11 protein-coding genes are annotated in these 14,094 nt (G+C 50.8%); all 11 read left to right on the top strand.

All coding sequences use genetic code 11. The features are described from left to right. The first annotated feature begins 8 nt into the window (after positions 1-8). The 11 genes from gmd to HU730_RS04580 all read left to right on the top strand — a co-directional run bounded on the left by gmd (position 9) and on the right by HU730_RS04580 (position 14,073). Entirely contained in the window at positions 9-1,046 is a 1,038-nt protein-coding gene (gene gmd, locus HU730_RS04630; protein ID WP_034126695.1) for a GDP-mannose 4,6-dehydratase, read from the top strand. Further along, positions 1,030-1,944, top strand: a complete 915-nt coding sequence (locus HU730_RS04625) for a GDP-mannose 4,6-dehydratase (RefSeq protein ID WP_034126696.1) — start codon at positions 1,030-1,032, stop codon at positions 1,942-1,944. The genes gmd and HU730_RS04625 overlap by 17 nt, the downstream gene beginning before the upstream one ends. Before the next feature lie 81 nt (positions 1,945-2,025). Further along, complete coding sequence (locus HU730_RS26575) at positions 2,026-3,006, top strand: glycosyltransferase (RefSeq protein WP_230633838.1); 981 nt, start codon at positions 2,026-2,028, stop codon at positions 3,004-3,006. A 46-nt stretch (positions 3,007-3,052) separates the two neighbouring features. Further along, positions 3,053-4,300, top strand: coding sequence for a membrane protein (locus HU730_RS04615; RefSeq protein WP_034126697.1), 1,248 nt, complete (start codon positions 3,053-3,055; stop codon positions 4,298-4,300). A 17-nt stretch (positions 4,301-4,317) separates the two neighbouring features. After that, positions 4,318-5,628, top strand: coding sequence for an oligosaccharide repeat unit polymerase (locus HU730_RS04610; protein WP_230633839.1), 1,311 nt, complete (start codon positions 4,318-4,320; stop codon positions 5,626-5,628). A gap of 10 nt (positions 5,629-5,638) precedes the next feature. Then, entirely contained in the window at positions 5,639-7,567 is a 1,929-nt protein-coding gene (gene asnB / locus HU730_RS04605; RefSeq protein ID WP_034126698.1) for an asparagine synthase (glutamine-hydrolyzing), read from the top strand. A gap of 99 nt (positions 7,568-7,666) precedes the next feature. Continuing rightward, the gene (locus tag HU730_RS04600; RefSeq protein ID WP_034126699.1) at positions 7,667-9,811 is read left to right on the top strand and encodes a bi-domain-containing oxidoreductase; all 2,145 of its coding nucleotides are present in this window, start codon (positions 7,667-7,669) and stop codon (positions 9,809-9,811) included. A 281-nt stretch (positions 9,812-10,092) separates the two neighbouring features. Then, positions 10,093-11,637: a heparinase II/III-family protein gene (locus tag HU730_RS04595; RefSeq protein WP_230633840.1), complete on the top strand. Its 1,545-nt coding sequence runs from the start codon at positions 10,093-10,095 to the stop codon at positions 11,635-11,637. Between the two features lie 2 nt (positions 11,638-11,639). Beyond that, positions 11,640-12,857, top strand: a complete 1,218-nt coding sequence (locus HU730_RS04590; protein ID WP_034126701.1) for a glycosyltransferase family 4 protein — start codon at positions 11,640-11,642, stop codon at positions 12,855-12,857. Next, a complete protein-coding gene (locus HU730_RS04585) occupies positions 12,854-13,450 on the top strand; it encodes a sugar transferase (RefSeq protein WP_034126702.1) in 597 nt (198 codons plus the stop codon). Before HU730_RS04590 ends, HU730_RS04585 begins: the two co-directional genes overlap by 4 nt. Further along, positions 13,447-14,073 carry an acetyltransferase gene (locus HU730_RS04580; protein WP_034126703.1) on the top strand — a complete coding sequence of 209 codons (627 nt, stop codon included), beginning with the start codon at positions 13,447-13,449 and terminating at the stop codon, positions 14,071-14,073. The genes HU730_RS04585 and HU730_RS04580 overlap by 4 nt, the downstream gene beginning before the upstream one ends. Positions 14,074-14,094 lie beyond the last annotated feature (21 nt).

The raw sequence follows: 14,094 nt of genomic DNA, 5'->3' as shown, positions 1-14,094 counted from the left end.
TTGTATCGATGCAGAAGCACGCGCTGGTTACGGGTGTTACAGGTCAAGACGGGGCGTACCTTGTCGAACTACTGTTGTCCAAGGGTTATAAAGTCTACGGCGCTTATCGCCGGACAAGTTCTGTAAGTTTCTGGCGGTTAGAGGAGCTGGGAGTTCTTGAGCATGACGATCTCCACCTCGTAGAATTTGATTTGACTGATCTGTCCGGGGCTATTCGTTTAATTCAGAATTGCGCACCGGACGAGGTTTATAATCTCGCGGCTCAAAGTTTTGTAGGTGTTTCGTTCGATCAGCCAATCACAACGGCACAGATTACTGGTGTCGGTGCGCTCAATTTGCTCGAAGCAATCCGTATAGTAAATCCCAAGATTCGCTTCTATCAAGCTTCGACATCCGAGATGTTTGGATTGGTCCAGGCGGTTCCTCAATCTGAGAGTACACCCTTCTATCCGCGTAGTCCTTACGGTGTTGCGAAGCTGTTTGCGCATTGGACAACGATTAACTATCGTGAGTCGTACGATATCTTTGCTACCAGCGGCATTCTATTCAATCACGAGTCTCCTCTGCGGGGGAAAGAGTTTGTTACTCGCAAGATTACTGATGCTGTTGCCAGTATCGAAATTGGCAAGCAGCAAGTCCTGGAACTTGGAAATATGGATGCCAAGCGGGATTGGGGGTTCGCTAAAGAGTATGTAGATGGCATGCATCGAATGTTGCAAGTCGACACGCCGGAAACTTTTGTACTCGCTACCAATCGCACTGAAACCGTTCGTGATTTTGTTTCGATGAGTTTTAAAGCTGTGGGTGTTGATATCGAGTGGTCTGGAAGCGCTGAGAACGAGTTTGGTGTTGACCGTCGAACCGGTATCACTAGGGTAAAAGTCAACCCGCGCTTCTATCGACCTGCAGAAGTAGAATTGTTGATTGGCGATGCGTCATTTGCAAAAGAGCGATTGGGTTGGAAACCAGAAACCACACTAGAGCAACTGTGCCAGTTGATGGTTGACGCTGATCTAAGAAGGGTTCGCAATGGCACTTCAAAGTAAAGAGCGGACGGTGCTGATTACGGGGCTTTCGGGTTTCACTGGAAAGCACTTGGCGGAAAATCTCACCAAGGCCGGCTGGCGCGTTGCTGGCCTGGGAGGAGTGCGGCTCGCCTGTGAGTTTGATCACCTAGACGCGGATCTTAATGATACGAAGCGACTAAGTGATTGGATGAAGCAGGTTCAACCTACTCATATTATTCATTTAGCCGCGTTGGCCCATGTTACTGGCAGCGATGCCTTATCATACTATCGCGTCAATGTATTGGGTACGGAAAGCCTTCTTAATGCGATTAAGGAGGCGGAGATAGTTGTAGAAAAAATTATAATTGCGAGCAGTGCAAATATTTACGGAAATGCAATCTCGTCGCCTGTTTCTGAAAGCAGTGAGCCGCAGCCTGTTAATCACTATGCGTTGAGCAAATTAACGATGGAGGCGCTTGTTCGCAAGTGGTTTTCTCGTATGCCCATACTGGTAGTGCGGCCTTTCAACTACACTGGCCCCGGCCAATCGGAGTCGTTCGTTTTCTCCAAGATCGTGGGCGCGTTTGCTCGAGGGGAAAAAGAGCTCAGATTAGGTAACCTGGATGTTTCTCGCGATCTATCTGATGTGGGTTTCGTGGTTGAGGCATATACAAGATTGTTGACGACTAATCAGCGCAGCGAGTTTATAAATATATGCTCGGGTCGTAGCATTTCCTTGTTAAGCGTGATTGATGAGATGGAGCAGATCGCAGGTTATCGGCCAGCGGTTGTAGTTGATCCTGCCTTTGTCAGAGAGGATGAAGTTAAAGAACTTTACGGCAGTCCAGCCAAACTCTTTGATACGGTAGGTAAAATTGATGTGCCTAGCTTGCACGATACATTGCTATCAATGTATCAGCAGAAGGCATTTGTTTAATATCGTGGCTGGTAACAGGTCGGTGCTCTAGTGCGCATATGTTTTTTTGCTAATATGTCTGCTCATGCTAATTGGCGCGAGATGTTTGACAAAGTCGAGTTTTATCGGGTGGATATCCGAATTCTCAAGGAGCTTGGGCATGAAGTTGTTTTGTCCGGGACGCCAGGCACATTAGACTGGAAGGCGGATCTTTATTTTTGTTGGTGGTGGGGGCACTCGCCGCTTCCATTGCTCGCCGGGAAGCTACGCCGTCGGCCGGTGATAGTGACTGGAGCTTTTGATTATTCTACCTGCCGGAAGGAAATTCCGGGTCTCTGTTACCTAGATCGGCCTTTGTGGCAGAAGGCGGTACTGCGTACCTCTTTGTTGTTAGCTGATCGAAACCTGTTTATCTCAAGATCAGAGTGTGAAGAGGTTACCGCTAACCTGCGTGTCAGAAATCCAGTGTACGCAACGCTAGCGATTGACACCGATTACTATTCTCCTGGCGAGGCTCCAACTGTTGAGTCGGATTATTTTTTCACGGTAACTTGGACGAGCCGTACCAATGCCATTCGCAAAGGGCTCATTCCGACGATAGAGGCGTTCGCGCGGGTTTCGGCTAGTGCCAGCCATCTTCGACTGGTTGTTGCTGGTAAGCATGGTGATTATCTGCAGGAGCTAAAGGCCCTGACACAGCGCTTGGGCATAGAAGAGAAGGTAGAGTTTGTCGGAATGATTTCTGATGAAGAGAAACTGCACCATTATCGAAATTGCCTGGCCTATGTTCAGCCAACGCTTTACGAAGGTTTCGGGCATGCAATCGGTGAAGCACTGGCGTGTGGGGCGCGAGTTATAACTTCTCCACGGGGGGCGGTGCCAGAAGTTGCGGGTGACTTCGCTTACTGGGTCCAGCCAGACAGCCCAGAGGAAATTGCATCCGCCATGGAGGCTGTTGTCGCAACGCCGGTTTGTGCTGAAGACGCCAAAGCCAGACACCAATGGATTTCCTCGAACTATTCCATCGCAGCTCGTCGTTCGGCGCTGAAAAGTGTTCTGGATTCCTTGTCGCTGGCGAAATAAGGAGAGTTCCAGTGAGAGTACACATAAAAGTCGATGGTGGTACCGCGTGTTGAGTCGTCTGATCGGCATGTTTGAAAACTCGAGGCTATTACAGCTTGTTGTTATCACCGCCTGCATTCAAGGTGGGGTAATAATAAGTCAGTTTTTAATCACGCCTTGGGTTGACCCATCAGTTGTTGGCATGGTGCGCTCGCTGGAAACAATTATTGCTCTTGTTATCCTTGCAGGTAGCTTGGGTATGCAGAGTATCGCCATTCGTGATACCGCGGCAAGTAATGGCACTACTGATAAAAATGAAGTGCTTCGACAGGTTTTTCTGCTAGTAGTTATAGCATCAATCGGTGTCATTGCCTGTATATATGTTGCAAATAAGTTCGTGTGGAACTCTGTAATGAGCTCCTACGTGTTTACCACCTGTGGCTTAGTGCTGTTAACTAACTTGCTCCGTGTAACTACGGGGTTTGCGCAGGGTGCGAAGGTGATACGTGAGATTTACTTCGCACTGATGTTGGTTACGGGTGTCAGCATTGTTCTGCATGTTGTGTTGACCAAGTTTTTTGGTATCGAAGGCTGGATGACGGCTCGTTATATTGGAGAGTTGCTCTGTCTTGTTGCTGTGTGGTGGAAGCTGCGGTCGTATATTTTTAGCGCGCTGGATTTTCGCTTGGTAAACAGGCGTGAGTTGATGATGACCGCGAAGTCCGGGGTGACTGTCAATGCAAGTCTATTTGTGCGTTTGATGGTCGATAGTTTGCCCGTACTTATGTTGACTGCTTATCATGTGAAAATTGATGAGATCGGTTTTTTTGGTATAGCTTTGTTGAGTCTTAGTCTTGGTTTGCTTCCACTGACAATCATCGCGCAAAGGGCTATCCCAGATTTGGTGGAAGTAGTCAACGATAAAGAGATGCTGCGTGAAAGGCATCATGCGTTCTTCAGAAGTATGTTGAAGATATCCTCTTCGGTTGCGTTGTTGTTGATAGTGATTTCCCTTGTATGGTTTTTGCTTGTGGGAGGTGTTTACAAACAGGCAGCTATCTATATGTTTGTGCTGGCATTAACGCTGCCGTTGAAAGCTATTGCTCTTGTGAGTGGTACTATGTTGCTTGCATTGCGTGTATTTAGTTTGAGTTTGAAAGTCAATATAGTCGAAGGGCTGAGCGTTGCTTTGATTTTATACTTGAGCATTATGCCTTTTGGGGCGTGGGCGGGTGTTTTGGGGTATGCAACGGGTGTTGTTTTGTCCTCTATGCTGCTTTTGGTTGCGGTGAGACTCCGTCTCGCTGATTTATGACTCTAGAGGATAATGCCTTGGAAGATAAATATTCGGAGCAAGGGCGTTTACGAACGCCTATTGGAAAGAGAGTATTTGATTGTTTTGGTTTTGGTTTTTTCTTTATGGTGATCTGGTTTGCCGGCGTGATCGTTCCGCTGTATCCATTCATTATGGGGTTCGATGGGTTTAGTCTGTATTGGAATTTCAACTATTCGGATAAAAGTAGTTCTATAGATTATGCTGTTTTGTTATATGTTCTGGCTTTGGTTTTTGTTTTAATGGGCTGTTGGTTAGGGCGAAAGACTCACTTGAATTTTCCCGTTAGGGTTCGCTACATAGTGAGCTCCAGAATCTTCTCTCAAAGGTCTACAATATTTACGTTAATGGCACTGCTGGCCTTTGCAGCCATTCTTATAATCCTCGGAGGGGTATGGGGGCTGCTTTATGGCGCGAGCGATAGAATAAGAGCATTTGCAGGGTTGAACGGCCTGTTTCTTCTTCAGAATCTGTTTCTGTCTGTCTCGCTTGCCTGGTTTATACGCCTGACGGGCAGTAAAAAAAGAACGCTGTCCGAACGCTTTTGTTTTTGGTTATATTTTTTTAGTGGTTTGTTTATTTGCGCGCTTCAAGGTCAGAAGTCGACAATTTTCATTATTGTATTGGCGATGATTGTCGTTAGGCATTATCGTGTTAAACGTGTCAACCTCATAAAAGGGGCTGTGCTTGGCGGAGTGATGTTTGTCTCTTTAATGGCGTATCATCTTTTTAAGCAAGAATTTCTTGTGGCTGGCAAGTTCTTTTTTATTAACGAAGAGCAAGGTGTTTTTCTATCCTTCATTCACTTTTTGGCGACTCAGTTCACAGGCAACCTAATGCAGTTGCAAACAATGACTGTGCTGGTAGATGCGATGCCTGAAAGGCTTGAATGGCAAAACGGAACAACTCTGTTGATGCTCGTGTTGATTTTGATCCCTTCGGGTCTTTTTCCCGATAAGCCGCTCACTGCCGCGGGTGTATTTACAGAAGCCTTTTGGCCAGATAAATGGCTTTTGCAGGGCACGACAATGCCACCGGGTATTTTTGGTGAGCTTTACATGAATTTTGGTACCTTAGGTGTACTGTTTGGCGGTTTTTTCCTTGGGCTTATAGGAGGACGGCTTTATGGCGCGGTTATCTATAACCCTCAAAGTGATCGAGCGCTAGGTCTATATGCATTGGCGGTGGCTTCCCTGCTTCACCTTTTTCGAGGCGAATTGGCTTCGGTCGCTCTTCTCATAGCGTCTATATTAATACCTTTTTTGTTCTTGAGCTCAAAGCGCGACGAGCCTGTTAACAACCCAATTTAGAGAAATTGATATGTGTGGAATTTTGGGCTACATCCATAACGGAACGCGAGAGTCTATTGATTTCTCTTCAGCGCTTTCGTTTATTCGACGTCGCGGGCCAGATGATCAAGGTGTTTGGTCTGATACCGACGTTGGTGTATGGCTGGGTCAGGTGCGCCTTTCCATTCTTGATACGACTTCAGCCGGGCATCAACCGATGGTCTCTGCCGATGGGCGAGTGGTGATGGTGTTTAATGGTGAAATCTATAACTTTCGTGAGTTAAGAGCTCATCTCGAAGCTGCGGGAGATCATTTTTCCAGCCAGTCAGATTCCGAAGTATTGCTCGCGCTCTTCTGTCGCTACGGAATCGAGTGTTTGAATCGGTTAAACGGGATTTTCGCGGTCGTATTCTGGGAACGTGATACTCAAACACTTTGGGTGGCCCGGGATCAGCTCGGTGTCAAACCGCTTTATATCCATTCCAATAATGGTTGCTTTGCATTTTCAAGTGAAATGAAAGGCTTGATCAGAGGAGGCTTCAGTAAAACTGAAATTGACCCGCAAGCCGTGCTCGCGCACCTTGGTTTTCTTTGGTCGCCAGGCGATCGCACGATTGTGCGGGATATCAAAAAAGTTTTACCTGGCCAAGCCTTATGTGTCCGTAATGGGCATATCGAGAAGAGCTGGTTCTATTATGAACTGCCTATTTCAGAGAAACCTCTGAAAAAAACGGTTGCCGATGTCGCTGTCGATGTCGCCGATGCAGTCAGGACTGCCGTCCAGCGTCAGTTGGTGTCTGATGTACCGTTGGGTTCATTCTTGTCAGGCGGGTTGGATTCCAGCGCCATAGTTGCGTTCGCCGCACAGGAAATACGCGATAAAGGGCGGTTGCAGTGCTTCAGTATTCGTGTCGACAATGGATCCACTGCAAACGAAGGCTTCGCGGATGACCTTCCGTACGCACAGCGCGTTGCCAAGCATCTGGACGTCGACCTACATGTTGTAGGCGTCGGTGATGAGATGATGGATCGTCTACCAGAAATGGTTTATCTGCTTGATGAGCCTACGCCGGATCCAGCTGCATTGAATGCGTTGTTCATTTCCGAGCTGGCAAGCCAGAACGGCATTAAGGTTCTGTTGTCCGGTGCTGGGGGGGATGACATTTTTACCGGCTATCGCCGTCATTTCGCTTTGGCGCAAGAGCGTTGGTGGGGAGGGATGCCTCGCCCGCTGCGCTCGGTACTGGCCCGTAGTTCAAGTTTGCTTCCGGCATCCTCTCCGCTGTCTCGCCGTCTCGGGAAGGCTTTTCGATACGCGGACTTGCCGGCAAATGATCGCTTGATCAGTTATTTCCTTTGGCTTGAGCCTGATCAGGCTTATAGTTTGTTAGCCCCGGACTTGCGACGTGAGTTGGCAGCAGATGATCTGTTTGCCCCCATGCGAGAAACACTCTCGCGGCTACCTTCGGATGCTACGCCCATGGATAAAATGCTTACCCTGGAGTGCAAGCATTTTCTCACCGATCACAATCTCAATTACACCGATAAAATGGGTATGGCGACGGGCGTTGAAGTGCGTGTACCGCTGCTGGATCTTGATTTGGTACGCCTGGCAGGTTCATTGCCTTCGGATATCAAACAAAAAGGTCGGGAGGGGAAATGGATTTTCAAGAAAGCCATGGAACCCTATCTGCCTCACGATGTTATCTACCGACCCAAGACCGGCTTCGGTGTGCCGCTTCGCAACTGGTTGCAAGGACGTTTGAAGCCTTTGGTCGATGAGGTGCTTTCTCCTGCATCCCTGCTTAAGAGGGGGATTTTCGACCCTAAGGCAGTGGCGCATCTGATCGATGCAGATCGTTCTGGTCGAATAGACGCTGCCTATACGTTGTTCGGCATCGTTTGCATGGAACTCTGGTGCAAGCAGTACCTGGACGGCAATTTCGCCCTCGACGGTTGAGTGGGCGCCGACGCCCCGACCATATCCGATGGTAGGATAGACAGCTCTATACAAGTTTCTCAGTGATGAGTGAATTTTTAACTTTATTGGTGTGAATGCATGAAGCAGGTTGTTCAGAACATGGCTAGCGGTGAGACGTCATTGGTTAACGCGCCGGCTCCCGCTGTTCGCAGTGGCGCGCTAAAGATCAATACAACCAATACGCTGATTTCTGCCGGCACGGAACGCATGCTGGTAGGGTTTGGGCGGGCCAACTGGTTGGAAAAAGCTCGCCAGCAACCTGACAAGGTTCGTATGGTTCTGCAAAAGGTTCAGACTGATGGCTTGGCGACAACCGTCGAAGCCGTTCGCTCGAAGCTTGCACAACCGTTGCCCCTTGGATATTGCAATGTAGGTGTCGTGGGTGCCGTCGGGAAGGATGTGACCGGCTTCAAGCCCGGCGACCGTGTTGTTTCCAATGGTCCTCATGCCGATATCGTTGTTGTTCCCAAGAATCTGTGTGCCTTGATTCCGGACTCGGTGAGCGATGAAGCCGCCTCGTTTACGGTGTTGGCCAGTATTGGCTTGCAGGGTATCCGGCTCGCTCAACCGACACTGGGGGAAACCTTCGTAGTCACCGGCGTTGGTCTGATCGGATTGATGACGGTTCAACTGCTGCGGGCTCAAGGCTGTCGAGTACTTGCCATTGACTTCGATGAACAAAAGCTGGCTTTGGCTCGCAGTTATGGTGCCGAAACATGCAATCCCGGCAAGGGAGAGGATGTCGTTTCTGCGGGGATGACGTTCAGCCGCGGAAGAGGAGTGGATGGCGTCATTATCACGGCATCTACCAAGTCTTCCGATCCTGTCACCCAAGCGGCACATATGTGTCGCAAACGGGGACGTATTGTTCTGGTCGGGGTAACCGGGCTTGAGTTGAGTCGAGCTGACTTCTATGAAAAGGAACTGACATTTCAGGTTTCATGTTCTTACGGGCCCGGGCGCTATGATCCAAGTTACGAAGATCAAGGCAACGACTTCCCGATAGGTTTTGTCCGTTGGACTGAACAGCGCAACTTCGAAGCCGTCCTGGATATGCTCGCCAGCGGCCAATTGGAGGTCAACTCGCTGATCTCCCATCGGGTTGCATTCGAAGAAGCAGCGGATGCCTATCAGACGCTTACGACGGATAATTCGGCGCTGGGCATCATTCTTCAATACACCTCCCAAGATACCGAGCGAAACATCAAGGAAGTAGTACTGGCACCCGGTGCGGCGGCCAGTTTCGACCCCGTCAAACCTGTTGTTGGCTTCATTGGCGCAGGAAACTATGCATCAAGAATGCTGATACCGGCATTTAAGGCCGCAGGTGCTCAGTTCCATACGATTGTTACTGCCGGCGGTATCAATGGTGTCATTCACGGTAGCAAGGCAGGATTTGCACAGGCCTCGACTGATATCAATGCGATGCTTGGCGAGCGTACGATCAACACCGTCGCAATTGTCACTCGTCACGACAGCCATGCTCATTTTGTCAGCCAGGCGTTGGAGGCAGGTAAACATGTCTTCGTCGAAAAGCCTTTGGCAATTGAAGCCCAGGATCTGGTAACGGTTGAAGAAGCCTATCGAAATGCCGTTGAAAAAGGGCTCAAGCCACATTTGATGGTTGGGTTCAATCGACGTTTTTCGCCTCAGGTACAAAAGATGAAGGCGTTGCTTGCGGCTGTCAAAGAACCCAAGTCTTTCATCATGACGATGAATGCCGGAGCGATTCCCTCGAATCACTGGACCCAGGACCCCTCAGTCGGCGGTGGCCGTATTATTGGCGAAGCGTGTCATTTCATTGATCTGATGCGCTTTCTGGCAGGTAGCAAAATTGTTTCGATCCAGGCCCGTAGAATGGGGGATACGCCAGCTGTAGCAATTACTGAAGATAAAGCGGCAATTACCCTCGGGTTTGAGGATGGCTCTTTCGGCACAATCCACTATCTGGCCAATGGCGCTTCAAGCTTTCCAAAAGAGCGGGTTGAAGTCTTCGCTGCTGGACGTGTCCTGCAATTGGATAACTTCCGCAAGTTGAAAGGTTTCGGTTGGCCGGGCTTCAGCAAGCTGAATCTCTGGAAGCAGAACAAGGGGCAAAGCGAGTGTGCTGCGGCTTTCCTGGCCGCGGTGGAAAATGGGACTGTCACGCCGATCACCTCTGATGAAATATTCGAAGTGGCACGCGTGAGCATTGAAGTTGCCCGGATTCTGCGCGAGCAATGAGCCTTCTTCTTGTTAAGGCCAAAACTGCGCTAGCTCTCGGTTTTGGCAATCTGGCGCGTGCATTGGGCTACCGGCTTGGGGTCAAGACGGGCTTGAACCCGGTCCGACGCCTTCGGGCTGAAGTTCCCCTGGGGCCGTTTTTTGCGGAAAGTGCTAGACAGGCCGCCTCGTTACCATGTGCATCCCAATGGGATTCCCAGGTCCGATATTTCGGGGCATGGGAATGCCCGATATCTGACGCACATCCTGATTGGCATTTGAATCCTCTGAATGGAGTTCGAGTGCCTGATCCTGGACGGGAATGGTGGCGGATTCCTGATTTTGATGCCGCTGTCGGTGATATAAAGAATATCTGGGAAGCGTCGCGCTTTGACTGGACGTTGACCTTTGCCCAGAAGTCCTGTGTTGGCGGCTCTGCGGGAACTGTACAGTTAAACGCTTGGCTGGCGGATTGGTGCGTCAATAATCCTCCCTATTGCGGTCCTAACTGGAAGTGCGGCCAGGAGGCGTCCATTCGAGTCCTGCACTTGGCAATGAGTTCGGTCATTCTCGAACAGTTTGCCAGCCCATTACCAGGTCTCGTGGACCTGGTTCTGCTGCATCTCCAGCGTATTGAGCCGACGCTGAGCTATGCGATGGCTCAGGATAATAACCACGGGACTTCGGAGGCGGCTGCGCTTTTTGTCGGCGGCAGTTGGTTGACGTTAAGTGGTCGCCCTGAGGGCGAACGCTGGCAGCGTTTGGGGCGCAGATGGCTTGAAAATCGTGCCGCTCGGTTGATTGAGCAAGACGGCAGCTTCAGTCAGTACTCCGTCAATTATCACCGAGTGATGCTCGACACGTTTTCCATGGTTGAAGTCTGGAGAAAAAAACTGGCGCTCCCGGCGTTTTCTGCCACCTTCGAGCTCAGGGCTCGCGCAGCCGCGCATTGGTTATTTTCGTTAGTCGACGAGCATACGGGTGATGCTCCGAACATTGGCGCAAATGATGGCGCCCGACTGCTCCCACTGACGGATACGGACTATCGCGATTTCAGGCCTGCCGTCCAGTTGTCCATGGCGTTGTTTGCCGGAAAGAGAGCCTACGAAGCTGCAGGTGAGTGGGATCTGCCACTGCGCTGGCTGCTGCTGCCGAGTCCATCGGCTGTAGCGGCACGGCCAGCTAGTCAACTGTTTGATCATGGTGGTTATGCATTGTTACGGCGTGAGCAGACCTACGCCGTATTGCGCTATCCGCGATTCCGATTTCGGCCCAGCCAGGCAGATGCCCTGCATGTGGATCTATGGCGTGCAGGTATTAACTTGCTCCGGGACGCAGGTACTTTCAGCTACAACACCTCAGCGCAGTGGCTGAGTTATTTTCCTGGAACCGCCAGCCACAACACGCTTCAATTTGATGGGCGAGACCAGATGCCCAGGCTCAGCCGGTTTCTTTTTGGGGAATGGCTGCGAACGCGCGAGGTCGAAAGCCTGGTTGACCAGGTTGCCGCCAGCTCATGTGGCGCCACGTATGTCGATGGTAGCGGAGTCCGTCACGAGCGGCACGTCAGTCTGACGGATGTCGGCTTGCAGGTCAGAGATGAATTTACCGGGTTCAAGGATCGTGCAGTTCTACGATGGCGCTTGCAGCCGGGGGACTGGCGGCTTGAAGGCGACGTTCTGACCAACGGCTCGCATCGAATATCGGTCATTGGCAGCATGCCTATCGTTCGTCGAGAGCTCGTCCAGGGTTGGGAGTCTCGTTACTACTTACAAAAAACTGAAGTGCCGGTGCTAGAGGTTGAGGTGACTTCGGCGGGCGTTTTGACTACGGAGTATCACTGGTAGACATGAAAGTCCTTTATTTTCATCAGCATTTTTCGACTCCGAAAGGAGCGACCGGTATTCGGTCTTATGAGATGGCTTGTCGTCTGGTTGCCAGGGGGCACCAGGTGACAATGGTCTGTGGCAGCTATGGTGGTGGCCAAACCGGGCTGGAAAGCCCTTTCGTTGGTGGAAAACGCCAAGGTATGGTCGATGGTATCGAGATCATTGAATTTGACTTGGCGTACTCCAACAGCGATGGCCTGTTTGTCCGAGCGCTGAGCTTTTTGAAGTTTGCGGTGCGCAGTATCGGTATTGCGTTAACCGAGCGTTACGACCTGGTTTTTGCGACCACTACGCCGTTGACAGCTGGTATCCCCGGGATATTCGCCCGGTGGTTTCGCAATAAGCCTTTTATATTCGAGGTTCGGGATCTCTGGCCCGAGCTGCCGAAAGCGATGGGCGTCATTCGTAATCCAGTGATCCTTGCTGCCATGTCTTTCCTTGAGTGGGCGAGTTATCGTTCGGCTCACCGCCTCATTGGCTTGTCACCCGGTATTGTGAAAGGTATTGCGCACCGCGGTGTAGCACATGATCGAATCGAAATGATTCCAAACGGTTGTGACCTTGATATTTTCAATACGCATGCTGAGCCATGGTTGCCGGCTGGCGTGGATAAAAATCATCTGGTTGCGGTTTTTGCCGGCACTCACGGGGTGGCCAACAACCTGGATGCGGTACTGGATGCAGCTCGAGAACTGAAACTGCGAAAGCGCGATGATATCCGGCTGGTTTTGATCGGGCAGGGCAAGCTTAAACCCGCGCTTCAAAAACGCGCAGCGCAAGAACACTTGGACAATGTGATATTTCACGACCCGGTGAACAAGGCCCGGTTGTCAGGTTTGATGGCCAGCGCAGATCTGGGCCTGCAAATATTGGCAAACGTACCAGCCTTTTACTACGGTACGTCGCCTAACAAGTTTTTCGACTATATCGCTTCGGGGTTACCTGTTTTAAATAACTATCCTGGCTGGCTTGCTGAGATGATCGCCAAGGAAAACTGCGGTTTTGTCGTACCTCCCGACGATGCTGCGCTGTTCGCAGATGCTTTGATACAGGCGGCAGATGATCGTAACGACCTGCTGGACAAGGGCGCACGCGGTAGAGAATTGGCGGTCAGAGAGTTTGACCGACGCAAGTTGGCCGATCGATTTGTGGATTGGCTGGAGGGTGTTGCCAGATGATCAAGCGTGGGTTTGATTTATTTGCGTCCTTGCTTGGACTAATTCTGCTTTCCCCGGTCATAGCAGTAATTGCATGGAACATCCGCAAGAAACTGGGATCTCCCGTTCTGTTTCGTCAGGTACGTCCAGGTCGTCATGGCAAACCATTCGAAATGATCAAGTTCCGCACGATGCGAGATGCTCATGATGCGAACGGCGAGCCTTTACCAGACTCACAACGCATGACAGTCTTTGGGAGTTTCCTGCGGTCCAGTAGCCTGGATGAATTGCCCGAGTTGTGGAATGTGGTTAAAGGCGATATGAGTCTTGTGGGCCCTCGTCCGCTGCTTATGGAATATCTGCCTCTCTACAACGCAGAGCAGTACCGTCGTCATGAGGTGCGCCCGGGCGTGAGTGGTTGGGCGCAAGTCAACGGGCGCAATGCAATCGAATGGGAAGAAAAGTTCAAGCTGGATACCTGGTACGTTGATAATCAGTCTTTTTGGCTGGATATTAAGGTCATTTTCCTGACAATCAAAAAAGTTCTGGTACGTGACGGTATCAGTGCCGAGGGCGAAGCTACAGCATCGAAGTTTACGGGCTCCAAGTCATGAGCCGCCTTGCGGTATTAGGTGCAAGCGGCCATGGCAAAGTCGTCGCGGATACAGCCGAATGCTGTGGATGGGACATCATTGAGTTCTTCGATGACGCGTGGCCTGGCTTGGTGCGAAATGGTGCCTGGAATGTCGTAGGCAACACCGAGAGGCTGATGGCCGCTGTGCATGAATATGACGGAGTGCTGGTGGCGATCGGCAACAATCGGGTCCGCCAAGCAAAACTGGGCCAACTAAAGGCGGCGGGCGCTAAACTGGTTACGCTGCGCCATCCGGGTTCAACAGTCAGCCGGTATGCCACGGTTGGTGAGGGATCGGTGATTTTTGCTGGAGCGGTTGTGAATGCCGATGCGAGAGTTGGCAGTGGCGCTATTCTCAATACGGGCTGCAGTGTTGACCACGATTGTCTATTGGGGTCGTGTGTGCACATCAGCCCCGGCGCCCGGCTTGCAGGGGGCGTCTGCGTTCAGGATATGAGCTGGATAGGCATAGGCGCCTGCGTACGACAACTTGTGAGCATCGGTTCAAAGGTCATGGTTGGCGCTGGAGCCGTAGTAGTCAGAGACGTGCCAGACGAGGTTACAGTCGCCGGAGTACCGGCCAGGTTATTGCACGGTTCTTGAAAAGTCGTCGCTGCGTGAACA

Origin of the sequence: Pseudomonas sp. SWRI22, from assembly GCF_014268395.2 — a bacterium.
Taxonomy (GTDB): Bacteria; Pseudomonadota; Gammaproteobacteria; order Pseudomonadales; family Pseudomonadaceae; genus Aquipseudomonas; species Aquipseudomonas paracarnis.
The sequence above is the reverse complement of the archived record's forward strand: the minus strand, read 5'-3'. Positions and strand labels throughout refer to the sequence as shown.

Excerpts from the sequence above, each read along its gene's own strand:
- HU730_RS04590 (WP_034126701.1), top strand. The coding sequence starts at position 11,640 with ATGAAAGTCCTTTATTTTCATCAGCATTTTTCGACTCCGAAAGGAGCG.
- HU730_RS04580 (WP_034126703.1), top strand. The coding sequence starts at position 13,447 with ATGAGCCGCCTTGCGGTATTAGGTGCAAGCGGCCATGGCAAAGTCGTC.
- HU730_RS26575 (WP_230633838.1), top strand. The coding sequence starts at position 2,026 with ATGTTTGACAAAGTCGAGTTTTATCGGGTGGATATCCGAATTCTCAAG.
- HU730_RS04585 (WP_034126702.1), top strand. The coding sequence starts at position 12,854 with ATGATCAAGCGTGGGTTTGATTTATTTGCGTCCTTGCTTGGACTAATT.
- HU730_RS04625 (WP_034126696.1), top strand. The coding sequence starts at position 1,030 with ATGGCACTTCAAAGTAAAGAGCGGACGGTGCTGATTACGGGGCTTTCG.
- asnB (WP_034126698.1), top strand. The coding sequence starts at position 5,639 with ATGTGTGGAATTTTGGGCTACATCCATAACGGAACGCGAGAGTCTATT.
- HU730_RS04600 (WP_034126699.1), top strand. The coding sequence starts at position 7,667 with ATGAAGCAGGTTGTTCAGAACATGGCTAGCGGTGAGACGTCATTGGTT.
- gmd (WP_034126695.1), top strand. The coding sequence starts at position 9 with ATGCAGAAGCACGCGCTGGTTACGGGTGTTACAGGTCAAGACGGGGCG.